The sequence below is a fragment of the Streptomyces sp. NPDC031445 genome (assembly GCF_055581365.1).
The window spans coordinates 84,460-107,151 of record NZ_JBVIJO010000002.1; the positions used below are offsets into that span (position 1 = coordinate 84,460).

The window sequence follows — 22,692 nt, forward strand, 5'->3', positions numbered from 1 at the left end:
TAAAGGCCCGCTGGCCGAAGCGCAGCGGGCCGTTGTGAACTTGATGCAAGAACTTTCAGACGGGGCCTCAGAACCGGCCCCGCGTACGGCCGTCAGTCCGCCGTCGTCCACCAGACGGTGGTGTCGGCGGGCACCTTGGTCTCGCCGTCCGCCTCGGTCACCTCGCCGCTGGTGAGCAGGACACGGCCGTACGACGGGGTCGTCACCGACTCGCCCGTGGTGTTCGCGACGCACACGAAGTCGCCGCGCCGGAAGGCCAGGACGCCCTCGGGCGCCCGCAGCCACTCCACCGCCTCCCCCGCGCCGAGGTCCGGGTGGGCCCGGCGCGCGCGCAGTGCGGCCCGGTACAGCTCCAGCGTGGAGCCGGGGACGCCGGTCTGCGCCGCCACGCTCAGCCCGGCCCAGTCGGCGGGCTGCGGCAGCCAGCTGCCGCCGCTGCCGAAACCGTAGGAGGAGCCCTCGCGGGTCCACGGGATCGGGACCCGGCAGCCGTCGCGGAAGCCGTCCTGGCCGGCGCCCCGGAAGTACGCCGGGTCCTGGCGCACCTCGTCGGGCAGGTCCACGACGTCCGGGAGGCCCAGTTCCTCGCCCTGGTAGATGTACGCCGAGCCGGGCAGGGCGAGCATCAGGAGGGTGGCCGCGCGGGCGCGGCGCAGGCCCAACTCCCGGTCCCCGGCGGTGCGGATCTGGGTGCCGAGGCCGGGCGGGTTGGCGAAGCGGGTGGCGTGCCGGGTGACGTCGTGGTTGGACAGCACCCAGGTGGCGGGGGCGCCGACCGGGCGCATGGCCTCCAGGGTGCGGTCGATGACCGCCCGCAGTTCCTCCGCGTCCCACTCCGCGCTCAGGTACTGGAAGTTGAAGGCCTGGTGCAGCTCGTCGGGGCGGACGTAGTGGGCGGTGCGCTCGATGGTCGGGGTCCACGCCTCGGCGACGAAGATCTTCTCCCCGGCGTACTCGTCGAGGATCTTTCGCCACTGGCGGTAGATCTCGTGCACGCCGTCCTGGTCGAAGAACGGCATGACATCGTTGCCCAGCAGCTTGAGCTGGTCGTGGGCGCCGAGGTCGGGCAGGCCGTCGGCCTTGACCAGGCCGTGGGCGACGTCGATGCGGAAGCCGTCCACGCCCATGTCCAGCCAGAAGCGCAGGATGGAGCGGAACTCGTCGCCGACGGCCGGGTGGTTCCAGTTGAAGTCGGGCTGCTCGGGGGCGAACAGGTGCAGGTACCACTCCCCGTCGGCCACACGCGTCCAGGCCGGGCCGCCGAAGATGGACTCCCAGTCGTTGGGCGGGAGTTCGCCGTTCTTCCCCTTGCCGGGGCGGAAGTGGTAGCGCTCGCGCAGCGGGGAGCCGGGGCCCTCGGCGAGGGCGCGCTTGAACCACTCGTACTGGTCGGAGGAGTGGTTCGGGACCAGGTCGACGATGATGCGCAGGCCGTGCGCGTGGGCGTCGCGGATGAGCGCGTCGGCGTCCAGCAGCGAGCCGAACATCGGGTCCACGGCGCGGTAGTCGGCGACGTCGTAGCCGGCGTCGGCCTGCGGGGAGGCGTAGAAGGGGCTGAGCCACACGGCGTCGACGCCGAGGTCACGCAGATAGGGCAGGCGGGAGCGTACGCCCTCCAGGTCGCCCATGCCGTCGCCGTTGCTGTCGGCGAAGCTGCGCGGGTAGACCTGGTAGATGACCGCGTCCCGCCACCAGTCGCGGCGGTCGGCGACGGAGACGGCGGAGTGGCGGGCCGGTGCGGCGGAGTGCTGCTGGCTCATGGCGTCCTTGATACGTAACTGGGGCGTGGTGGGCAGTCGGTGGGTGCGGCGGCGAGGCGGGCCGCGGTGACAGCGGGGTCGGGTCGATACCGCGGCCCGCCTGGTCGGTGCGGGCGTCAGCCCTTGGTGCCGCCGGCGGTGAGACCGGTGACGAGGTTCTTCTGCACGAGGTAGAAGAACACGGTCACGGGTATCGCGATCAGCACCGCGGTGGCGGCCATGTAGTTCCACTGGGCGTCGTGCTCGCTGACGAAGGTCTGCAGGCCGACGGCGAAGGTGTACTTGGAGTCGTCCAGCAGGAAGGTGGTCGCGAAGGCGACCTCGCCGACGGCGGTGATGAAGTTGTAGAACGCGGCCACGGCCAGGCCCGGGCGGGCCAGCGGCAGGATGAGCCGGAAGAAGGTGCCGAAGGGGCTGAGCCCGTCCACGCGGCCGGCCTCGTCGATCTCGAAGGGGATGGTGTCGAAGTACCCCTTGAGCAGCCAGGCGCTGTACGGCACGGCGGTGGAGCAGTTGATGATGATCAGCGCCCAGTAGGTGTCGATGAGGCCGAGCTCGCTGAAGATCTCGTACATCGGCACGATCAGGATGGCGATCGGGAAGGCCTGCGTGAGCAGCAGGACCCACATCAGCTGCTTGTAGCCGGGGAAGCGCATGCGGGAGACCGCGTAGCCGGTGGTGGCGGCGACGAAGACACCGATGAGGGTCGTGCCGAGGGCCACGATCATCGTCGACTTGAACCAGTCGAGGAACCCGGTGTGCTCCAGCACGAAGCTGTAGTTGGAGAAGCTGAACTTGCCCGCGATGCCGGCCGGGTGCAGGTAGTCCTCCTTGTCCGGGCCGAGGGACAGGTAGAACAGCCAGGCCACCGGGGCCAGGGCGATCAGGCTCGCCACGACGAGCCCGCCGTGCAGCAGGGCGGCGCCGGCCGGGCCGCGCTCGCCGCGCCGGCGCACGCGGCGCCGGGGCGCGGGTGCGGGGGCCGGGGCGGTCTCGGTCTTGTCCAGAGTGGTGGTGCTCATGGCGGCGGCTCCTGCGGCGTCAGACGGCGAGCTGGTCATTGCGCTTCAGCCAGCGGAAGTAGAAGGAGGTGAAGACGGTCAGGATCGACAGCAGCAGTACGCCGTACGCGGCGGACTGGGCGAAGTCGCGCGGCTGCTGGCCGAAGCCCAGCTGGTAGGCCCAGGTGACGAGGATCTGGGCGTCCGGGGCGGAGTTCTTGCCGAACAGCAGGAAGATGATGACGAACTGGTTGAAGGTCCAGATGATGCCGAGCAGCACGACGGTGGAGCTGACCGAGCGCAGGCCGGGCAGGGTCACGTGCCGGAAGCGCTGCCAGGCGCTGGCGCCGTCCATCTCGGCGGCCTCGTAGAGCGAGGAGTCGATGGACTGCAGGCCGCCGAGCAGGGACAGCATCATGAACGGCACACCGCACCAGGTGTTGACCATGATCGCGGAGAACCGCTGCCAGAAGGTGTCCTCCAGCCACTCCGGCTGGGGCAGGTGGAGGGAGCCGAGGATCTGGTTGAGCACGCCGGAGTCGGCGAGCATGATCCGCCAGGAGAACACGGTGACGAAGGTCGGCACGGCCCACGGCAGGACGAGCAGCAGCCGGTAGACGGTACGGCCGCGCAGCTTCTGGTCGAGCATGAGCGCGAGACCGAGACCGATGCCGTAGTGCAGGGCGACGCAGGCGGCCGTCCAGAACACGGTCCACAGGAAGTGCGACCAGAACCGGTCGTACGCCGTCGGCCCGAAGAGGATGTCGTGGTAGTTGTCCAGGCCGATGAACTTGTACGTGGCGTCGATGTGGTTGACGCCGATCGTGCGCGCCGAGTTCAGGCTGTTGGCGTCGGTGAGGGTGAGGTAGAAGCCACGGACCAGCGGGTAGCCCACCAGGACGCCGAGCACGACGACCACCGGGGCGATCATCGCGTAGGCGTACCAGTACTTCTGCACACCGTTTTTGACGCGCTGCCCCAGCCCGGGCCGAGGCGCGCGGTCACCGCGGCGCTTGCCGGTCGCGCGGTCGATGGCGACTGTCATGGTTCGACACCTTCAAAGATCAAGGGGTTGGGCCGGGTACAGGGCGGTGGCCGTCGGATCCTTCCCCCCCGTTCCCGCGGGAGGGATCCGACGGCCACGCGGGCTACTTGCTGAAACCGTTCACCAGCTTGGAGATGGCCAGCTCGGCGTTGCCGAGGCCCTTGTCCAGCGACTCCTTGCCGCTGGCGACCTTGGGCAGCTCGGTGTCGAGCGGACCCCACAGGGAGCTGTACTCGGGCAGCGCCGGGCGCGGCTGGGCGGCGGCCAGGACGCCCTGGTAGCCGGCGATGCCCGGGTCGGCCTTGACCTTGTCGGTGTAGGCGTCGGAGCGGGTGGGCAGGGTGGAGTTCTTCAGGGCGATGGTCTCCTGCGCCTGCGCCGAGGTCATGAACTTGACGAACTTCAGGGCCGCCGCCTGGTGGGCCTTGTCCGAGCCGGCGTAGACCGAGAGGTTGTGGCCGCCGGTCGGGGCGCCCGCCTTGCCGGCGGAGCCGGCCGGGACGGTGGCGATGCCGAGGTTGGACTTGTCCGAGAAGGCCGAGCCCTTGTAGAAGTTCGTGATCTCCCAGGGGCCCTGGATGATCGCGGCGACCTTGCCGTTGACGAACGCGTCCTGGATGTGGGCGTAGGCGTCGGCGGTGGCGTCGGCCTTGTGCAGGCCCTTGCCGGAGAACAGGCTCAGCCAGGTGCCGTAGGCCTTCTGGGCGGCCGGCGAGTTCACCGTGATCTTCTTGGCGGCGACGTCGACGGTGTCCGTGCCCTCGCCGTAGAGGAAGGTCTGGGCGTAGTAGGCCTGGGTGGAGCCCCAGTAGCCGTCGACCTTGGCCTTGTCCTTGATCTTGGCGGCGTCGGCCTTCAGCTCGTCCCAGGTCTTGGGGGCCTCGGTGATGCCGGCCTTCTTGAACAGGGCCTTGTTGTAGACCAGCGCGAGGGTGTCGGTGACGAGCGGCACGCCGTAGGTCTTGCCCTCGTACTGGGCCTGCTTGATCAGGTTCGGCTCGAACTTGCCCTGGTCGGCGAGGGCCTCGGTGCCGTCGAGGGGCAGGAAGAAGCCCTTCTTGGCGAAGGCGGGGGTCCAGCCGACCTCGGAGCGCAGCACGTCCGGGGCGCCCTTGGCGCCGGCCGCGGTGTCGAACTTGTTCTGCGCCTGGTCGAAGGGGACGTCGACGTACTTGACCTTGACGTCCTTGTGGGCAGCCTCGAACTGCTGGACCAGGGCCTTGTACGTCGGCGCCTCATTGGTGGCGTTGGAGGTGTCCCACCAGGTGATGGTGACCGGGCCGTCCGACTTCCCGCTGTCGCTGTCGCTCCCGCCGCACGCCGTCGCCGTCAGGGCGAGGGACGCCACCAGCGCGGAGGCCGCTATGCCACGCCGCATGAGTTCTCCTTGAGGGTAAAGCCCGAGTGGTACAGGGGACGGTCCCGTCCGCCCCTGCGACTTGCCGACTGCGCCGTTGCCGCGGCCGGGCGACTGGGAACGTAACAGCCATGTAAGCGTTTCGAAAGACCTTGCAGAAAAAAAGTGCAAGGCGACACGATGGTTACCCCGTCGTGACCAGCCGTCGACCGTGGCGCGACCCAATGGCGCGGGCGCTGAGCGGCGGTGACGGCACTTGTGCAAGACTTGCAAGCTCTTGCCACCCAGATTCCCGAGGGAGCGCGATGACGCAGCAACCCACGGCAGGCCGTGCGCCCGCCCGCGCCCGGCGTCCCGCCGGTGTGCAAGGGAAGATACGACCGGTACAGTCCAGTGGCGTGACCACACGGCTTGCCGACATCGCTGCGCAGGCGGGGGTGAGCGAGGCGACCGTCAGCCGGGTCCTCAACGGCAAACCGGGAGTCGCCGCCACCACCCGCCAGTCCGTGCTCGCCGCGCTGGACGTGCTGGGCTACGAGCGCCCGGTTCGGCTGCGGCAGCGCAGCGAGGGCCTGGTGGGCCTGATCACGCCGGAGCTGGAGAACCCGATATTCCCCGCCCTGGCGCAGGTCATCGGCCAGGCGCTGACCCGCCAGGGCTACACGCCGGTGCTCGCCACGCAGACCCCGGGCGGGTCGACCGAGGACGAGCTGACCGAGATGCTGGTGGACCGCGGGGTCGCCGGGATCATCTACGTCTCCGGACTGCACGCGGACACCACCGCCGACATGCAGCGCTACGAGCGGCTGCGCGCCCAGGGCGTGCCGTACGTGCTGGTGGACGGGTTCTCGCCGAAGGTGCAGGCGCCGTTCATCTCCCCCGACGACCGGGCGGCGATGTCGCTGGCGGTGACGCACCTGGTGTCACTGGGGCACACGCGGATCGGGCTGGCGCTCGGGCCGAAGCGGTTCGTGCCCGTGCAGCGCAAGATCGAGGGCTTCGTCCGCGCGGTGCAGGACCAGCTGGGGCTGGCCGCCCAGACCGTCGAGACGGAGCTGATCCAGCACTCGCTGTACACCCTGGAGGGCGGTCAGGCGGCCGCGGCGGCGCTGATCGACCGGAACTGCACGGCCGTGGTCTGCGCCAGCGACATGATGGCGCTGGGCGCGATACGGGCGGCCCGGCAGCGGGACCTGGAAGTGCCCCGGGACGTGTCGGTGGTCGGATTCGACGACTCCCCGCTGATCGCCTTCACCGACCCGCCGCTGACCACGATCCGCAAGCCGGTCCCGGCGATGGGGCAGGCCGCGGTGCGCACGCTGCTGGAGGAGATCGGCGGGACGCCGGCGCCGCACAGCGAGTTCGTGTTCATGCCGGAACTGGTGGTGCGCGGTTCCACCGCTTCGGCGCCGCATGTCCTCCGTACGTCGTAGGAGGTGCGCCGCGGACCCGACCTTGGGATGATCGGCCGAGGGAAGGCTTGTCTGGCAGACTCTGTGCCTATGAGTGACTCGACCGTGACAGAGCCGGAAGGTCGCGCGGAGGCGGCCGTTCCGCGGGCCGTCACGGGCGAGGTCCCAGGTGGTCCGCTGGGCCGGCTGCGGCGGCCCAGGCGGCCCCGGCTGTGGTTCGAGATCCTTCTGATCGCGGTGAGTTACTGGACGTACTCGCTGATCCGCAACGCCGTACCGGAGCAGCGGTCCGCGGCACTGCGCAACGCGGACTGGATCTGGCGCGTGGAGCACGCGCTGGGCATCGGTGTCGAGCAGTCGGTCAACCACGCCGTGAACTCGGTGACTTGGCTCATCATCGGGATGAACTACTACTACGCCACACTGCACTTCGTCGTCACCATCGGGGTGCTGGTGTGGCTGTACCGCCGGCACCCCGGCCGCTACGCGGCGGCCCGGCTGGTGCTGTTCGCGACCACGGGCGTGGCCCTCGTCGGTTACTACCTGTTCCCGCTCGCGCCGCCCCGGCTGATGCGCGGCGGGCACTTCGTGGACACGGTGATGGCGCACCACACCTGGGGCTCGATGGCCTCCGGCGACCTCAAGCACATGTCCAACCAGTACGCCGCGATGCCGTCGATGCACATCGGCTGGTCGCTGTGGTGCGGGCTGACCGTCTGCGCGCTGGCGTCGGTGCCGTGGGTGCGGGTGCTGGGGCTGCTGTACCCGGCGACCACCCTGCTGGTGATCGTCGCCACCGCCAACCACTTCTGGCTGGACGCGGTGGGCGGTGTGCTCTGTCTCGCCTTCGGGTTCTCGGTGGCCCGGGTGTGGTACGGCAGCCTGCCGCACGCGCTGCCCCGGCGGGTCCCGGCCCGGACCCCCGCGCCGGCTCAGGCCCTGTCGCCGTAGAACAGCTCCTCCACCACCGTGCGCGCCCGGCGGGTGGTGCGGCGGTACGCGTCCAGCATGTCGCCGGCGTGCCCGGCGCCGTAGCCCAGGTAGCGGCCGACGGCGGCCAGCTCGCGCGGCTCGGTCGGGAAGGTGTCCCCGGCCCGGCCGCGGACCAGCATGACCGCGTTGCGCACCCGGGTGGCCAGCACCCACGCCTCGTCCAGGATCTCCGCCTCCTCCGCGGACAGCAGCCCGGCCTCGCGGGCGGCGGCCAGGGCCTGGCGGGTGCGGGTGGTGCGCAGGCCCGCCTCCTGGTGGCCGTGGCGCATCTGGATCAGCTGGACCGTCCACTCGACGTCGGACAGACCGCCGGGGCCCAGCTTGGTGTGCAGCTTGGGGTCGGCGCCGCGCGGCAGCCGCTCTGACTCCATGCGGGCCTTCAGCCGGCGGATCTCGCGGACCCCGTCCTCGGTGAGGCCCTCGGCCGGGTAGCGCAGCGGGTCGGCCAGCTCGACGAACCGGCGGCCCAGGTCCGCGTCGCCGGCGACCGGCTCCGCCCGCAGCAGCGCCTGTGACTCCCAGACGAGGGACCACCGGCGGTAGTACGCCTCGTACGACTTCAGGGTGCGCACCAGCGGGCCCGACTTGCCCTCCGGGCGCAGGCCGGCGTCGATGAGCAGCGGCGGGTCGGCGCTGGGGAGCTGGAGCAGGCGGCGCATCTCGGCGACCACCTTGTTCGCGGCGGCGGACGCCTCGTGCTCGTCCACACCGTCCTGCGGCTCGTGCACGAACAGCACGTCCGCGTCGGAGCCGTAGCCCAGCTCGTGCCCGCCGAAGCGGCCCATCCCGATGATCGCGAACCGGGTGGGCAGGGTGTCGCCCCAGCCCTCCCGGACCACCGCGCGCAGCGTGCCGGCCAGGGTCGCCTTGGTGAGGTCCGAGACGGCCGCGCCGACCCGGTCCACCAGGGCGCCCTGGTCTGCCTCGGCGGGGCTGGTCTCGGTGCCGTAGGAGCCGACGATGTCGGCGGCGGCGGTGCGGAACAGCTCGCGGCGGCGGACGCCACGGGCCGCGTCGACACCCTGCGCGGCGTTCTCCGCGCGGCCCACGGCGGCCAGGATCTCCTGTTCCAGCCCGGCCCGCTGCCGCGGCGCGAGTCCGCCGCCGGCCGCCGCGGGGCCCGCCCCGCTGCCGTCGCCGAGCAGGGCCACCGCCTCGGGGGCGCGCATCAGCAGGTCGGGGGCGAGGCGGCCCGCCGACAGCACGCGGGCGAGGTTCTCGGCCGCCGCGCCCTCGTCGCGCAGCAGGCGCAGGTACCAGGGGGTCTTGCCGAGCGCGTCGGAGACCTTGCGGAAGTTCAGCAGGCCGGCGTCCGGGTCGGCGGAGTCCGCGAACCAGCCGAGGAGGACCGGCAGCAGGGTGCGCTGGATCGCCGCCTTGCGGGACACGCCGGAGGCGAGGGCCTCCAGGTGGCGCAGGGCGGCGGCCGGGTCGGCGTAGCCGAGCGCCACCAGGCGTTCGCGGGCCGCCTCCGGGCGCAGCCGGGCCTCGCCGGGGGCGAGTTGGGCGACCGCGTCGAGCAGCGGGCGGTAGAAGAGCTTCTCGTGCAGCCGGCGCACGACGCCGGTGTGCCGCTTCCACTCGCGGTTCAGCCCGGCCACCGGGTCGGCGCGCAGGCCCAGGGAGCGGCCGAGGCGGCGCACGTCCGGCTCCGCCTCCGGCACGAGGTGGGTACGGCGCAGGCGGTACAGCTGGATGCGGTGCTCCATGGAGCGCAGGAAGCGGTACGCCTCGTCCAGGCGGGCGGCGTCCTCCCGGCCGACGTAGCCGCCCGCGGCGAGCGCCGTCAGGGCGTCCAGGGTGGTGCCGCTGCGCAGGGCGGGGTCGGTGCGGCCGTGGACCAACTGCAGGAGCTGCACGGCGAACTCGACGTCCCGCAGGCCGCCGGGGCCCAGTTTGAGCTCGCGGTCGATCTCGGCCGCCGGGATGTTCTCGACCACCCGGCGGCGCATCTTCTGCACGTCCGCCACGAAGTTCTCACGGTCCGCCGCCTGCCACACGAGGGGTTCGAGGGCCTCGATGTACGCCTCGCCGAGCGCCGCGTCGCCCGCCACCGGGCGGGCCTTGAGCAGGGCCTGGAACTCCCAGGTCTTCGCCCAGCGCTGGTAGTAGGCGAGGTGGCTGCTGAGGGTGCGCACGAGGGGGCCGTTGCGGCCCTCGGGGCGGAGGTTGGCGTCCACCGGCCAGATGGAGCCCTCGACGGTGGTCTCGGAGCAGATCCGCATCAGGTGCGCGGCGAGTTTCGTCGCGGACTTCAGCGCCTCGGTCTCGGGGGTGCCCTCGGCCGGTTCCGCCACGAAGATGACGTCCACGTCGGAGACGTAGTTCAGCTCGTGGCCGCCGCACTTGCCCATCGCGATCACCGCGAGGCGGCAGGCGGCGGCGTCCTGCGGCGCCGCGCGTTCGGCGAGGGACAGGGCCGCGCGGAGGGTCGCGGTGGCCAGGTCGGCGAGCTCCGCGGCCGCCTCGGCGACGTCCGTGGTGCCGCAGACGTCGCGGGCGGCGATGGAGAGCAGGCAGCGGCGGTAGGCGACGCGGAGCGAGACCGGGTCGGTGGCCTCCGCCAGGCCGCGCTCGAACTCCGCGACACCCGGGTGGAGGTCGTGCGGCTCGTAGGTGACCAGGGCGTGCCAGTCGCCGGGGTGGCGGGCGAGGTGGTCGGCGAGGGCGGCGGAGGCGCCGAGGATGCCGAGCAGGCGGTCGCGCAGCGGCTTGGCCGCGATGAGGGTGTCCAGCAGTTCCCGGTGGGCGGTGGGGCCGGGCTGGGCCTCCAGGAGGCGGACCAGGCCGTGCAGGGCGAGGTCGGGGTCGGCGGTGGCGCCGAGGGCTTCGAGGAGGACGGGGTCGTCGCGGACGGGGGCCAGTTCGGGGCCGTCGAGGAGGCGTTCGGCGGCGGACGGGTCGGTGAAGCCGTGCCGCAGCAGACGGGTGAAAGTGCTGCTCCTGCGCCCCGGCGTCATGTCCGTGGTCTCCCCTCGGATCCGCTGTCGTCCTGGCCAGAGCCTAACCGGAGCGGGTGCCGTCCGGCGGTTGGGGGCGAGGGGGCGGAAGCCGCGCCTGTGGGAGCCGCCGCCGTCTGCCCGGGAGCCCCGTCCGTAGGGGGCCCCGCCCCCTCTTCGGCACACCCCGATGCCTGCGGCACCGCCGCCCCGGCGGGCGCCACCAGCCCTGTGCCGGGTGCCTGTCCGTGCCGGGCGCCTGTCCGCGCCGGGTGCCTGTCCGCGCCGGGTGCCTGTCCGTGCCGGATGCCTGTCCGTGCCGCTGCCCGCCCGTGCCGGATGCCCGTCCGTGCCGGGCGCCTGTCCGTGCCGGGTGCCCGTCCGTGCCGGGCGCCTGTCCGTGCCGGGCGCCTGTCCGTGCCGGGCGCCTGTCCGTGCCGCTGCCCGCCCGTGCCGGGTGCCCGTCCGTGCCGGGCGCCTGTCCGTGTCGGGTGCCTGTCCGTGCCGCTGCCCGCCCGTGCCGGGTGCCCGCCCGTGCCGGGTGCCCGTCCGTGCCGGGCGCCTGTCCGTGTCGGGTGCCTGTCCGTGCCGCTGCCCGCCCGTGCCGGCGGCCCGTCCGTACCGGGCGCCTGTCCGTACCGGGTGCCCGTCCGTGCCGGGTGCCCGTCCGTGCCGGGTGCGTCCGTGCCGGGTGGGCGGTCCTGTGCCTGCGGCGGCCCGTTCGGGTGAGTCGTGGCTCGGGTCGCGCCTGCCGTGGGGTGGGGGTCGGTGCCGCGCCGGGTGGTGTCCGTCCTCGGTCCGGCGGGCTGTTGCTGCCGAGGTGCCGGGGTTCTCGCCGGCCGCTGCGGGCGGACACCACCCGACACGTCCCCTTCCCGCCGTGCGCGAGTGCGGGCCGTCACGGGTCCCGCGTGCCCTCCGGTTTCTGCCGGTGCCGGCTCGCCAGGCCCCGCCATGGGCCGCCGTGGACCGTCGCGTTCCCTGTCACGCCGTGCGCCAGTGCGGGCCCTCGTGGGTTCCCGCGTGCCCTCCGGCCTCTGTCCGTCCTGCCTCGTGCGGGGCGGATCGGCGCTGTTGGTGGGGGAGGCTCGTCGCCAGCAGGTCGCGCAGGGTCTGGGCCGCCGTCGGGGCCGCGTCTCCGCAGCAGTTGTTGAAGAGGATGTGCACCTCCTCGGCCTGGGCGGCTGCCTGCCGGATGGGGGGCAGCCAGGTGGCGAGTTCCCGCTCGGTGTAGCTGTGGCGGAAGCGGTCCTCCTTCGTGCCCTTTCCCCAGTGGGGACTGCGGCCGTGGAAGCGGAGCAGGTGCAGGCGGGGCGTGGTGACGGGGGCGGGCGGCGGGGCGTCGGGGGTGTCCGTGGCCACCGCCGTCGCGCCCAGGTCCCCGAGGAACGCCGCCGTACGGCTCGCCCGGTCGGGGTGCCACCAGGCGGGGTCGCGGAACTCCACGGCGAACGGCCAGTCGTGGGCGCGTTCGCGGGCGGCGCGGACGAAGGCCTCGGCCTCCGGGCCGGGGGTGAGGGAGGGCGGGTACTGGAAGAGCAGGGTGCCCAGGCGGCCGGCGTCGCGGAGCGGGGCCAGCGCTTCGGCGTAGCGGGCCCAGACCTCCGTGCGCAGGGCCTCGTCGCGGGGGTGGTCGCGCAGGTCGGGCGGCAGGGCGGCGGGGCGGGTACGGTGGCCGGTGAGCAGGGAGAACGCCTTGACGTCGAAACGGAAACCGGGAGGTGTGCGTTCGGCCCACAGGGCGGTGGTGCGCGGCGCCGGGAGGGCGTAGTACGGGGAGTCCGCCTCGACGAGGGGGAAGCGCGTGGCGTAGTGGCGTAACCGCTTCTCGGCGTCCCGGTGGCCGGGTGGGTACCAGCCGCTCCGGAGCAGCGCCGGGTCGGTCCAGCCGCAGGTGCCGATGAGGATGTCCGCCATGCGGACACGAGTACCCGGCGTTCATCGGGTCTTCACCCGCGGGGTTGGCGGGCGTGGGCCACGGGCTTGTCGGCATGAGCATGCTCTGTCCGCACCGCCAGCCGCCCATCCTTACCCGGAGGTTGATGTGTCCGGCAGTTCTGCTCGTTCGGCGTACCGCCGTGCCCGCGCCGTCGTGGCGTCCGCGGCCGCCCTCGCCGCGGCCGCGGTCGGGCTGTGGACGGGGCTCGGGGAGGGGTCCGCGCACGCCGCGGGCGCCGTGCCCAGCCCGGACCACGTGGTCGTCGTGGTCTTCGAGAACCATGCCTACAGCCAGGTCATCGGCTCCTCCAGCGCGCCGTACATCAACTCGCTGAAGGCGGGGGGTGCCAACCTGACCCAGTCGTACGCCGAGACCCACCCCAGCCAGCCGAACTACTTCGCGCTGTTCTCCGGGTCGACGCAGGGCATCACCGACGACAGCTGCTACACCCCGGGGTTCTCCTCGGCGCGCAACCTCGCGTCCGAGCTGATCGCCGCCGGCCGCACCTGGGCCAGCTACAACGAGACCCTGCCCAGCCAGGGCTCCACGACGTGCAGCAGCGGCAACTACGCGCGCAAGCACAACCCCTGGTTCGGGTTCAGCAACGTGCCGACCTCGACCGCGAAGACGTTCGCCCAGTTCCCGACGGACTACTCGACGCTGCCGCAGGTGTCGTTCGTGGTCCCGAACCTGTGCAGCGACATGCACGACTGCTCGGTGTCCACCGGTGACACCTGGCTGAAGAACAACCTGGGTGCCTACGCGACCTGGGCCAAGACCCACAACAGCCTGCTCGTCGTCACCTTCGACGAGGACAACCGGCTGAGCGGGAACAAGATCCCGACCGTGTTCTACGGGCAGCCCGTCGCCGCCGGGTCCAGCTCCTCGACCACGTACAACCACTATGACCTGCTGCGCACCCTGGAGGACTCCCAGGGCCTGACCACGCACGCGGGCAACGCGGCCTCCGCCCAGGACATCACCGGGATCTGGGCGTCCTGACGTGTACGTAGCGGACAGCCGTGCGAGCACGTCCGCTCAGGGTGCCGTCCGGCCTGCGGCCGGGCGGCGCCGTGCGGCGGTCGCGCCGACCGTGCTCGCGCTGGGGACGGTGAGCCTGGTCACCGACGTCTCGTCGGAGATGGTGACGGCGGTGCTGCCGCTGTACCTGGTGACCGGCCTGGGTCTGTCGCCGTTGGGTTTCGGCCTGCTCGACGGCGTCTACAACGGGTTCTCGGCGCTCGTGCGCCTGGTGGGCGGGCACTTCGCCGACCGGGGCGGCGGGCGGCACAAGTGGGTCGCCGGGCTCGGCTACGGCATCTCGGCCGTGTGCAAACCGCTGCTGCTGGTGGCGCACACGCTGACCCCGATCGGGCTGGTGCTCGCCGCCGACCGGACCGGCAAGGGGCTGCGCACGGCGCCCCGGGACGCGCTGATCTCGCTCGCCAGCACGCCGGAGACGCGCGGACGGGCCTTCGGGGTGCACCGGGCGATGGACACGGCCGGGGCCCTGCTCGGGCCGCTGGCGGCGTTCCTGATCCTGCGGGCCACCGTCGACGGGTACGACGCGGTGTTCACCGTGAGCTTCTGCGTCGCCGTGCTGGGCGTCCTGGTGCTGGTGCTCTTCGTGCCGGGCGGGCGGGGCGGCGCGGTCCCGGCCGAACGGCCGACGGTCCGGGCGGCCCTCGCCCTGCTGCGCGGCCGCGATCTGCGCCGGATCACGGTGTGCGCGCTGCTGCTGGGCCTCGCCACGGTCAGCGACTCCTTCGTCTACCTGCTGCTCCAGCACCGCCTCGGCGTCCCGGACCGCTGGTTCGCGCTGCTGCCGCTGGGCACGGCCGCCGCCTTCCTGCTGCTGGCGGTGCCGCTCGGCCGGCTCGCGGACCGGGTGGGCCGCTGGACGGTGTTCCTGGCCGGCCACGGCGCGCTGCTCGTCGTGTACGCGCTGCTGCTCACCTCCTGGCACGGCACCGGCCTGCCGTGTCTCGTGCTCGCCCTGCACGGCTGCTTCTACGCCGCCACCGACGGCGTGCTGATGGCCGCCGCCTCGGACAGCGTGCCGGAACGGCTGCGCTCCTCCGGGCTGGCCGTCGTGCAGACCGGACAGGCGCTGACCCGGTTCGCCTGCTCCCTGCTGTTCGGCGCGGCCTGGACGGTGTGGGGCGACCGGGCGGCGCTGGCGGGCGCGGCGGTGGCGCTGGCCGTGTGCGCCGCGTCCTCCCTCACCCTGCGCCCGAAGGGAACGGTGCCCGCATGACGACCGTACGCACCCGCGTCCTGATCCTCGTCTCGGCGGTCTGCGTGCTGGCGGCGGTCGGGCTGGCGTCGGTGCTGCACGCCTCCGCGCGGGCGGACCGCCGCGACCGCGTACAGGCGGGCGGGCCGAGCGTCACGCCGGGGACCGTGACGCTGCGCGAACCGGGGCGGCTGGTGTTCCGCAACATGGCGTGGGGGCCGCACCGCGACGAGCTGACCAGCGTCCCGGCCTCCGCCCCGGACGCGCCGCGCACCGCCTCCGGCCTCAAGTGCCTGCGGTTCTACGCCGCCTCGGGCACCGGCGTGTGCCTCCAGGCCGTGCACGGGCCGGTCTCGGACACCTACCGCGCGCTGATCCTGGACGCCCGCCTGCGGACCGTGGACCGCTACGACGTGCCGGGCATCCCCTCCCGCGCCCGGGTCTCCCCCACCGGGCACTTCGCCGCCTGGACGGCGTTCGTGGGCGGCGACTCGTACGCCGGGACGGACTTCTCCACGCGCGCGTCCATCGTGGACACCCGCACCGGGAAGCTGATCCCGTCCCTGGAGGCCTTCCGGATCGTCAAGGACGGCCGTCCGTACCGGGCGGCGGACGTCAACTTCTGGGGGGTGACGTTCGCGGCCGACGACCGCACCTTCTACGCGACGCTGGCCACCAAGGGGCGGACGTACCTGGTCCGCGGCGACCTGCGCCGCCGCACCGTCACCACGCTGCACGCCAACGTGGAGTGCCCGTCCCTGTCACCGGACGGCACCCGGGTCGCGTACAAGAAACGGGTCGCGGGGCTGCCGAAGGACGCGCCCTGGCGGCTGTACGTGCTGGACCTGCGCACGCTGCGCGAGACCCCGCTCGCCGAGCCCCGCAGCGTGGACGACCAGGCGGTGTGGAAGGACGCCCGCACGCTCGTGTACGCGCTGCCCGGGGACTACGGCGCCGACCTGTACGAGGTCCCGGCGGACGGCTCCGGCCGCCCCCACCGGATCAGCTCGGCGGCGGTGTCACCGGCGTACCTCGGCTAGCCGCGCCGGGGTCAACGCGGCAGCCCGGGTTTTCCGTCGTCCAGGTGGTTTGCCGTACGCCGCCCCCGTCGTCGTCCGCGGTCGCGCCCGAGACTTTCCGGCGGGGTGGCCGGGTGGCCGCCGGGGAGGCGAGGGCACGCCATGGCCGACAGCAGGATCCTGGTCGCGGTACCGCAGCACCCGCGGGCCGAGGGCGCCGGGGCCGAGCAGCTGCGCAAGATCCGGGACGCCGTGGAGGCGGACGGCTTCGAGGTGCGCTGGGCGGTCACCGCCGAGGACGCCGAGGCGGTGCTGCGGACCGAGGCGGGCCTCGCCGCCGCCGTGGTCGCGTGGGACCTGCCCGGCGCCGTGCCCGCCCCGGCGGGCGGCACCCCCGGCGGGGACCCGGGCGGGGCCGCCGTACTGCGCCGGATCGGGCGGCGGTTCAGGGACCTGCCGGTGTTCCTGGTCATGGCCGAGGAGGGCGTGCGGGAGCTGCCGCTGTGGGTGTCGGAGACGGTCGTCGGGTACGTGTGGCCGCTGGAGGACACCCCGGGGTTCATCGCGGGCCGGATCACCAGTGCGGCCCGCGCCTACCGGGAGGACGTGCTGCCGCCGTTCTTCCGGGCGCTGCGGCGCTTCGACGACGCCCACGAGTACTCCTGGCACACCCCGGCCCACTCCGGCGGCGTCGCCTTCCTCAAGTCGCCCGCGGGGCGCGCCTTCCACGACTACTTCGGCGAACGGCTGCTCCGCTCCGACCTGTCGATCTCGGTGGAGGAGCTGGGCTCGCTGTTCGAGCACACCGGCCCGATCGGGGAGGCGGAGCGCAACGCGGCCCGCGTCTTCGGCGCCGACCTCAGCTACTTCGTGCTGCACGGCGACTCCACCTGCAACCGCCTGGTGGGCCACTTCAGCGTCACCCGTGACGAACTGGCGCTGGTGGACCGCAACTGCCACAAGTCGGTGCTGCACGGGCTGGTGGTCTCCGGCGCCCGGCCCGTCTACCTGGTGCCCACCCGCAACGGGTACGGCCTCGCCGGGCCGCTGCCCCCGGCGGAGCTGGCGGCGGACTCGATCGCGGCCCGGATCGCCGCGCACCCGCTGGCCGAGGGGGCCGTGTCCCGCGAGCCGCAGTACGCGGTGTTCACCAACTCCACCTACGACGGCCTGAGTTACGCCGCCGTACCGGCCGCGCGGGCGCTCGCGGCCAGCACGCCCCGGGTGCACTTCGACGAGGCGTGGTTCGCGTACGCCCGGTTCCACCCGCTGTACCGGGGCCGGTACGGCATGTCGGTGGACGCGGACGCCTTCCCCGGGCCGGACCGGCCGACGGTCTTCGCGACCCAGTCCACGCACAAGCTGCTGGCCGCGCTGTCCCAGTCGGCGATGGTGCACGTACGGCCCGCGCCCCGGGCGCCGGTGGAGCACGACCGGTTCAACGAGGCCCTGATGATGCACGGCACCACCTCGCCGCTGTACCCGATGATCGCCTCGCTGGACGTGGCGACGGCGATGATGGACGGCCCGCAGGGCGAGTGGCTGGTGGACGAGGCGGTGACGGAGGCGGTCCGCTTCCGGCAGGAGATGGTCCGGCTGCGCCGGCGGGTGGAGGGCGCCGGGGACCGGCCGCCGTGGTTCTTCGGCGTCTGGCAGCCGGAGGAGGTCACCGACCCGGCGACCGGCGCACGCCTGCCCTTCGACGAGGCCCCGCCGGAGCTGCTGCGCACGGAGCAGTCCTGCTGGCTGCTGGAGCCGGGCGCCGCCTGGCACGGCTTCCCCGGGCTGACCGAGGGCCACTGCATGCTGGACCCGGTCAAGGTCACGCTGACCTGCCCCGGCGTCACCGCGACCGGGGAGATGGCCGAGGAGGGCATCCCGGCGCGCGTGCTGACCGCGTATCTGGCCACCCGGAACATCGTGGTCGAGAAGACCGACAGCTACACCGCCCTGATCCTGTTCTCCATGGGCATCACGAAGGGCAAGTGGGGCACGCTGCTGGACGCCCTGATGGACTTCAAGGCCCTGTACGACGCCGACGCCCCGCTCGTCCGGGTCCTGCCCGGGGCGGTCGCCGCGCACCCTCGCCGCTACTCGGGCCTGACCCTGCGCGAGCTGTGCCGGCAGATGCACGAGCAGCTGCGCTCTGCGCGCCTGGTGGAGCTGCTGGACACCGCGTTCCAGCAGCTCCCGGAGCCGGTCCACCCGCCGCAGCACTGCTACCAGCGGCTGGTGCGGGGCGGTACCGAACGGGTGCGGATCGCCGACGCGGCGCACCGGGTGGCGGCGGCGATGGTCACGGTCACCCCGCCCGGCATCCCGGTCCTCATGCCGGGCGAGTCCACGGGCGCCCCCGACGGCCCCCTCCTGCGCTATCTGACGGCCCTGGAGACCTTCGACCGCCACTTCCCGGGCTTCCGCAGCGAGACCCACGGGGTGACGATCGACGAGGACAGCGGGGACTACGGGATCGAGTGCCTGCGCGAGCACTGAGCCGGCCGTCGAACGCGTCACGGGGCGGTGGCCCGAGCCGTCTCGGCCGGCACGCACCGCCACGCCAGGCCCGCCGCCAGCAGGTAGGCGAGGGCGCCGACGGCCATGCCGAGGCGCACCCCGGAGCCGTAGCCGGCACTGGTCGCCAGCAGACTGCCGCCGAGTGCGACGCCGGTGGCGCCGCCGATCTGCCGGGTGGTGTTGAACAGGGCGGAGGCGGCTCCCGCGTACGCCCGCGGCGCGGCGCCCATCACCGTGGCGGTCGAGCCGGTCAGGGCGAAGGAGGTACCGAACCCGGCGGCCATCATGGGCGCCACCAGCAGCGGGTAGGCCGCATCCGCCCCGGCGGCGGCCCAGCCGGCCAGCCCCAGTGCGCCCAGGAGCATGCCGGTGACCACCAGCGGCCGGTCTCCGGTACGGCGGGTCAGCCGCCCGGACAGGACGGAGGCGAACATGGTCACCGCCACGGCCGGGAACAGCGCCAGCCCGGTCCGCAGCGCGCTGAAGCCGCGCTGGTGCTGGAAGTACAGGCTGGCGGTGAAGACCATGCCGTAGAAGCCGAAGTTGAACAGGAGCCCTACGACGGCCGCTCCGCCCATCGCCGGTGAGCGCAGCAGCCGCAGAGGCAGGGCCGGCGCCCGGGCGAGCCGCTCACGCAGCGCGAACCCGGCCACGGCCAGGGCCGCCAGCCCCAGTCCGGCGAGGACGGCCGGGTCGGACCAGCCGCGCCGTCCAGCCTCGTTCAGGGCGGCTGTCAGCAAGGTGACGGCCGCCGCCACGGCGGCCTGGGCCGGCCAGTCCACGGCCCGGTCCGGGTGCCGTGGCGAGGGCGCGACGAACCGCGCCGTCAGGACCAGGGAGGCCGCGCCGACGGGCACGTTGACGAGGAACACCCACCGCCAGCCGACGGTGGACACCAGGAGCCCGCCCAGCAGGGGCCCCGCGGAGGCGGCGATCCCCGCCATCGACCCCCACAGCCCGAAGGCGCGCGAACGCGCCGCCGGCTCGGGGTAGGCCTCCTGGAGCAGGGCGAGCGAGCTGGGAACGATCAGTGCCGCGCCGAGCCCTTCCACCAGCCGGGCCGTGACGAGGGCCGGGGCACTGGGCGCGCCCGCGCACAGGGCCGACGCCACCGTGAACAGCGCCACTCCCGAGCAGAAGACCCGCCGGTTGCCCAGCCGGTCACCGAGCGCACCGCCCGTCATCAGGAACCCGGCGAGGACGAGGGTGTAGCCGTCGGTGATCCACTGGATGCCGGTGAGCGAGGCCGCCAGCTCACGGCCCACCGCGGGCACGGCGACATTGATGATCGTGACGTCCAGGATGACCATGAAGTACCCGGCGCACACGGCGAGCAGCGGTGCCACAGGCGCATGCTAGGACCGGGCGAACGCCGGATCGACGACCCCGGGTGCGTGTTCACGACCGTGGGCCGACGATCGATGACCGCCGGCCCCTCCCGGACCGGGCCTACAGCACCGGCAGGTTCTTCCGCAGCTCGAACGCCGTCACCTCGGACCGGTACTCCTCCCACTCCTGCCGCTTGTTGCGGAGAAAGAAGTCGAAGACGTGTTCGCCGAGGGTTTCGGCGACGAGGTCGCTGCCCTCCATGAGGGTCAGGGCCTCGCCGAGGTTCTGCGGGAGGGGCTCGATGCCCATGGCGCGGCGTTCGGCGTTGGACAGGGCCCAGACGTCGTCCTCGGCGCCCGGCGGGAGCTCGTAGCCCTCCTCGATGCCCTTCAGGCCGGCGGCGAGCAGGACGGCGTAGGCCAGGTACGGGTTGGCGCCGGAGTCGATGGAGCGGACCTCGACGCGGGCCGAGCCGGTCTTGCCGGGCTTGTACATCGGGACGCGGACCAGGGCGCTGCGGTTGTTGTGGCCCCAGCAGATGTAGGAGGGGGCCTCGCCGCCGGCGCCGGCGGTGCGCTCGGAGCCGCCCCAGATGCGCTTGTAGGAGTTCACCCACTGGTTGGTGACCGCAGAGATCTCCGCCGCGTGCCGCAGCAGGCCCGCGATGAAGGAGCGGCCGACCTTGGAGAGCTGGTACTCGGCGCCGGACTCGTAGAAGGCGTTGCGGTCGCCCTCGAAGAGGGACAGGTGGGTGTGCATGCCGGAGCCGGGGTGCTCGGAGAAGGGCTTCGGCATGAACGTCGCCTGCACGCCCTGCTCCAGCGCCACCTGCTTCATGACCAGCCGGAACGTCATGATGTTGTCGGCCGTGGAGAGCGCGTCGGCGTAGCGCAGGTCGATCTCCTGCTGGCCCGGCGCTCCCTCGTGGTGGGAGAACTCCACCGAGATGCCCATCGACTCCAGCATGGTGATCGCCTGGCGGCGGAAGTCCATGCCGACGTTGGTCGGGGTGTGGTCGAAGTAGCCCGAGTTGTCGGCGGGGGTGGGGCGGGAGCCGTCCAGCGGGCGGTCCTTCAGCAGGAAGAACTCGATCTCCGGGTGGGTGTAGAAGGTGAAGCCCAGGTCGGAGGTGCGGGCGAGGGCGCGCTTGAGGACGTACCGCGGGTCGGCGAAGGAGGGGGAGCCGTCCGGCATGAGGATGTCGCAGAACATGCGGGCCGTGCCGGGGGTCTCCGCGCGCCACGGCAGGACCTGGAAGGTGGACGGGTCCGGCTTGGCGATCATGTCGGACTCGTAGACCCGGGCGAAGCCCTCGATGGCGGAGCCGTCGAAGCCGATGCCCTCGTCGAAGGCCTGTTCCAGCTCGGCGGGGGCCACGGCGACGGACTTGAGGAAGCCCAGCACGTCCGTGAACCACAGGCGTACGAACCGGATGTCGCGCTCCTCCAAGGTCCGGAGCACGAACTCCTGCTGCTTGTCCATCTTCCGCTTCCCCATCCTTGCTGGTCAGGCCGCCTGTCCCCCGTATCACGGGAGGCGGTCGGGCACCTGAGCATCCCACCACAACACGGTTTCACGCGCGTTGCGGACCTTGATCGCCCGGGCGTCCTCGCCCTGAACGCCTCCCGTACGGCAGGTGTAGTGCGCTCTCGCCCCATCTTGCCTGCTCGGGCCGGCATCCGTAATGGCCGGTCCGCTTCCTCCGTGACCGACACCACGCCCGTTAAATTTGCATTCCAGATGCAACTTTTCATAGCGTGTTGATCAGCCGAGTTCTCCGAGGGGTCCCGATGCTGACCGAGCAGTCCGCAACCACCGTCCGCGCCACCCTGCCCGCCGTCGGCGCGGCGATCGGCGAGATCACCGAGCGCTTCTACGCCCGCCTCTTCGACGCCCACCCCGACCTGCTGCGCAACCTCTTCAACCGCGGCAACCAGGCCGCCGGAACCCAGAGGCAGGCCCTCGCCGGGTCGATCGCCGCCTTCGCCACGCACCTGCTGAACCGCCCGGACCAGCGGCCGGACGCGATGCTCGGCCGCATCGCGCACAAGCACGCCTCCCTGGGCGTGGCACCCGAGCAGTACGACGTCGTCCACGAGCACCTCTTCGCCGCCATCGCCGAGGTCCTCGGCGAGGCCGTCACCCCCGAGGTGGCCGCCGCCTGGGACGAGGTGTACTGGCTGATGGCGAACGCCCTCATCGCGATCGAGAAGCGGCTGTACGAGGAGAGCGGCGGCCCCGGTCTGCGCGCCTGGGAGGTCGTCGAGCGCTTCGAGGAGACCCCGGACGTCGTCACCTTCCGGCTGCGCCCGGCGGACGGCGGCGCGGTGGCCGGCTTCCGCGCGGGGCAGTACGTCTCCGTCGGCGTCACCCTGCCCGACGGCGCCCGGCAGATACGGCAGTACAGCCTGACCGGGGCGCCGGGCGAGACGGTGCGCCAGATCAGCGTCAAGCGCGTGCGGGGCGGGGCGACGCCGGACGGCGAGGTCTCGAACCACCTCCACGCGCGCGTGCGGCCCGGCGACGTCCTGGAGCTGTCCGAGCCGTACGGCGACCTCGTGCCGGCCGGCGACCCGGACACGCCCCTGCTGCTCGCCTCCGCGGGCATCGGCGTGACCCCGATGATCGCCATGCTGGCCGGCCTCGCCGCCGGCGGCCACCGCGCCCCGGTCACCGTCGTCCACGGCGACCGCTCCCCCGCCGACCACGCCCTGCGCGCCGACCACACGGCGTACACGGAGAAGCTGCCCGAGGCCGCCGCGCACTTCTTCTACGAGCGCGACGCCGAGCCCGGCACCCGCACCGGCCTGGTCGACCTGACCGGCATCGACGTCCGCCCCGGCACGCGCGCGTACCTGTGCGGCCCCCTCCCCTTCATGCGCGCGATCCGCGCCCAGCTGATCGAGAAGGGCGTCGCCCCGGCCGACATCCACTACGAGGTCTTCGGCCCCGACCTCTGGCTGGCCCAGGGCTGAGCATCCGCGAGACGCGACCGGCCACGGGGGGCACACACCCGACCACCCCACGTGGTCGGTCGCGCGCGCGTTCAGCCCAGCCCCGGCCGGCACCCACCACGAGACGTACGGCCCCGACCTGGCGGCCATCCCAAGGCTGAGCGCCCCGAAGGGGCGCGGGGAACTGCGCGACC

General features: G+C 72.8%; 15 protein-coding genes. 7 read left to right on the forward strand and 8 right to left on the reverse strand.

Going from position 1 to position 22,692, the window contains the following annotated elements; all coding sequences use genetic code 11:
• Positions 1 to 92 precede the first annotated feature (92 nt).
• The 4 genes from ACZ5DC_RS06675 to ACZ5DC_RS06690 form a co-directional block, all read right to left on the reverse strand.
• On the reverse strand, positions 93 to 1,760 hold the full coding sequence (locus ACZ5DC_RS06675) for a glycoside hydrolase family 13 protein (RefSeq protein ID WP_468650094.1): 1,668 nt from the start codon (positions 1,758 to 1,760) through the stop codon (positions 93 to 95).
• Between the two features lie 116 nt (positions 1,761 to 1,876).
• Positions 1,877 to 2,782 carry a sugar ABC transporter permease gene (locus ACZ5DC_RS06680; RefSeq protein ID WP_366749258.1) on the reverse strand — a complete coding sequence of 302 codons (906 nt, stop codon included), beginning with the start codon at positions 2,780 to 2,782 and terminating at the stop codon, positions 1,877 to 1,879.
• 19 nt (positions 2,783 to 2,801) lie between these two features.
• Positions 2,802 to 3,806: a carbohydrate ABC transporter permease gene (locus tag ACZ5DC_RS06685; RefSeq protein ID WP_468650097.1), complete on the reverse strand. Its 1,005-nt coding sequence runs from the start codon at positions 3,804 to 3,806 to the stop codon at positions 2,802 to 2,804.
• A 103-nt stretch (positions 3,807 to 3,909) separates the two neighbouring features.
• Positions 3,910 to 5,184: an extracellular solute-binding protein gene (locus ACZ5DC_RS06690; RefSeq protein ID WP_468650099.1), complete on the reverse strand. Its 1,275-nt coding sequence runs from the start codon at positions 5,182 to 5,184 to the stop codon at positions 3,910 to 3,912.
• Between the two features lie 377 nt (positions 5,185 to 5,561).
• Between ACZ5DC_RS06690 and ACZ5DC_RS06695 the strand changes: the two genes are divergently transcribed.
• The gene (locus tag ACZ5DC_RS06695; protein WP_468650101.1) at positions 5,562 to 6,596 is read left to right on the forward strand and encodes a LacI family DNA-binding transcriptional regulator; all 1,035 of its coding nucleotides are present in this window, start codon (positions 5,562 to 5,564) and stop codon (positions 6,594 to 6,596) included.
• Positions 6,597 to 6,665: 69 nt separating this feature from the next.
• Complete coding sequence (locus ACZ5DC_RS06700; protein ID WP_468650103.1) at positions 6,666 to 7,526, forward strand: phosphatase PAP2 family protein; 861 nt, start codon at positions 6,666 to 6,668, stop codon at positions 7,524 to 7,526.
• Here ACZ5DC_RS06700 and ACZ5DC_RS06705 read toward each other — a convergent pair.
• Positions 7,508 to 10,528, reverse strand: coding sequence for a bifunctional [glutamine synthetase] adenylyltransferase/[glutamine synthetase]-adenylyl-L-tyrosine phosphorylase (locus ACZ5DC_RS06705; protein WP_468650105.1), 3,021 nt, complete (start codon positions 10,526 to 10,528; stop codon positions 7,508 to 7,510). The genes ACZ5DC_RS06700 and ACZ5DC_RS06705 overlap by 19 nt on opposite strands.
• Positions 10,529 to 11,491: 963 nt before the next feature.
• The gene (locus tag ACZ5DC_RS06710) at positions 11,492 to 12,424 is read right to left on the reverse strand and encodes a DUF72 domain-containing protein (protein ID WP_468650107.1); all 933 of its coding nucleotides are present in this window, start codon (positions 12,422 to 12,424) and stop codon (positions 11,492 to 11,494) included.
• 127 nt (positions 12,425 to 12,551) lie between these two features.
• Here ACZ5DC_RS06710 and ACZ5DC_RS06715 point away from each other — a divergent pair, with 127 nt between their 5' ends.
• The 4 genes from ACZ5DC_RS06715 (at position 12,552) to ACZ5DC_RS06730 (ending at position 18,194) form a co-directional block, all read left to right on the forward strand.
• The gene (locus tag ACZ5DC_RS06715) at positions 12,552 to 13,448 is read left to right on the forward strand and encodes an alkaline phosphatase family protein (protein WP_366749265.1); all 897 of its coding nucleotides are present in this window, start codon (positions 12,552 to 12,554) and stop codon (positions 13,446 to 13,448) included.
• A gap of 1 nt (position 13,449) precedes the next feature.
• Positions 13,450 to 14,703, forward strand: coding sequence for an MFS transporter (locus tag ACZ5DC_RS06720; RefSeq protein WP_468650110.1), 1,254 nt, complete (start codon positions 13,450 to 13,452; stop codon positions 14,701 to 14,703).
• Positions 14,700 to 15,722: a TolB family protein gene (locus ACZ5DC_RS06725; RefSeq protein WP_468650112.1), complete on the forward strand. Its 1,023-nt coding sequence runs from the start codon at positions 14,700 to 14,702 to the stop codon at positions 15,720 to 15,722. Before ACZ5DC_RS06720 ends, ACZ5DC_RS06725 begins: the two co-directional genes overlap by 4 nt.
• A gap of 141 nt (positions 15,723 to 15,863) precedes the next feature.
• Positions 15,864 to 18,194 (forward strand): Orn/Lys/Arg family decarboxylase, encoded by a 2,331-nt coding sequence (locus ACZ5DC_RS06730; RefSeq protein WP_468650114.1) that lies wholly within the window; start codon positions 15,864 to 15,866, stop codon positions 18,192 to 18,194.
• Positions 18,195 to 18,211: 17 nt separating this feature from the next.
• Here the strand turns inward: ACZ5DC_RS06730 and ACZ5DC_RS06735 are convergent, their stop codons facing one another.
• Together ACZ5DC_RS06735 and glnA are read right to left on the reverse strand one after the other, a co-directional pair.
• Positions 18,212 to 19,561, reverse strand: coding sequence for an MFS transporter (locus ACZ5DC_RS06735; RefSeq protein ID WP_468650116.1), 1,350 nt, complete (start codon positions 19,559 to 19,561; stop codon positions 18,212 to 18,214).
• Between the two features lie 103 nt (positions 19,562 to 19,664).
• Positions 19,665 to 21,026: a type I glutamate--ammonia ligase gene (glnA, locus tag ACZ5DC_RS06740; RefSeq protein ID WP_030653337.1), complete on the reverse strand. Its 1,362-nt coding sequence runs from the start codon at positions 21,024 to 21,026 to the stop codon at positions 19,665 to 19,667.
• A gap of 308 nt (positions 21,027 to 21,334) precedes the next feature.
• Here glnA and ACZ5DC_RS06745 point away from each other — a divergent pair, with 308 nt between their 5' ends.
• Positions 21,335 to 22,519 (forward strand): globin domain-containing protein, encoded by a 1,185-nt coding sequence (locus tag ACZ5DC_RS06745; RefSeq protein WP_468650119.1) that lies wholly within the window; start codon positions 21,335 to 21,337, stop codon positions 22,517 to 22,519.
• Positions 22,520 to 22,692 lie beyond the last annotated feature (173 nt).

What these genes read in the sequence shown, in the direction of transcription:
- ACZ5DC_RS06675 (WP_468650094.1), bottom strand. Translation starts at nt 1,760, where the DNA reads ATGAGCCAGCAGCACTCCGCCGCACCGGCCCGCCACTCCGCCGTCTCC.
- ACZ5DC_RS06680 (WP_366749258.1), bottom strand. Translation starts at nt 2,782, where the DNA reads ATGAGCACCACCACTCTGGACAAGACCGAGACCGCCCCGGCCCCCGCA.
- ACZ5DC_RS06685 (WP_468650097.1), bottom strand. Translation starts at nt 3,806, where the DNA reads ATGACAGTCGCCATCGACCGCGCGACCGGCAAGCGCCGCGGTGACCGC.
- ACZ5DC_RS06690 (WP_468650099.1), bottom strand. Translation starts at nt 5,184, where the DNA reads ATGCGGCGTGGCATAGCGGCCTCCGCGCTGGTGGCGTCCCTCGCCCTG.
- ACZ5DC_RS06700 (WP_468650103.1), top strand. Translation starts at nt 6,666, where the DNA reads ATGAGTGACTCGACCGTGACAGAGCCGGAAGGTCGCGCGGAGGCGGCC.
- ACZ5DC_RS06705 (WP_468650105.1), bottom strand. Translation starts at nt 10,528, where the DNA reads ATGACGCCGGGGCGCAGGAGCAGCACTTTCACCCGTCTGCTGCGGCAC.
- ACZ5DC_RS06710 (WP_468650107.1), bottom strand. Translation starts at nt 12,424, where the DNA reads ATGGCGGACATCCTCATCGGCACCTGCGGCTGGACCGACCCGGCGCTG.
- ACZ5DC_RS06725 (WP_468650112.1), top strand. Translation starts at nt 14,700, where the DNA reads ATGACGACCGTACGCACCCGCGTCCTGATCCTCGTCTCGGCGGTCTGC.
- ACZ5DC_RS06730 (WP_468650114.1), top strand. Translation starts at nt 15,864, where the DNA reads ATGGCCGACAGCAGGATCCTGGTCGCGGTACCGCAGCACCCGCGGGCC.
- glnA (WP_030653337.1), bottom strand. Translation starts at nt 21,026, where the DNA reads ATGGACAAGCAGCAGGAGTTCGTGCTCCGGACCTTGGAGGAGCGCGAC.
- ACZ5DC_RS06745 (WP_468650119.1), top strand. Translation starts at nt 21,335, where the DNA reads ATGCTGACCGAGCAGTCCGCAACCACCGTCCGCGCCACCCTGCCCGCC.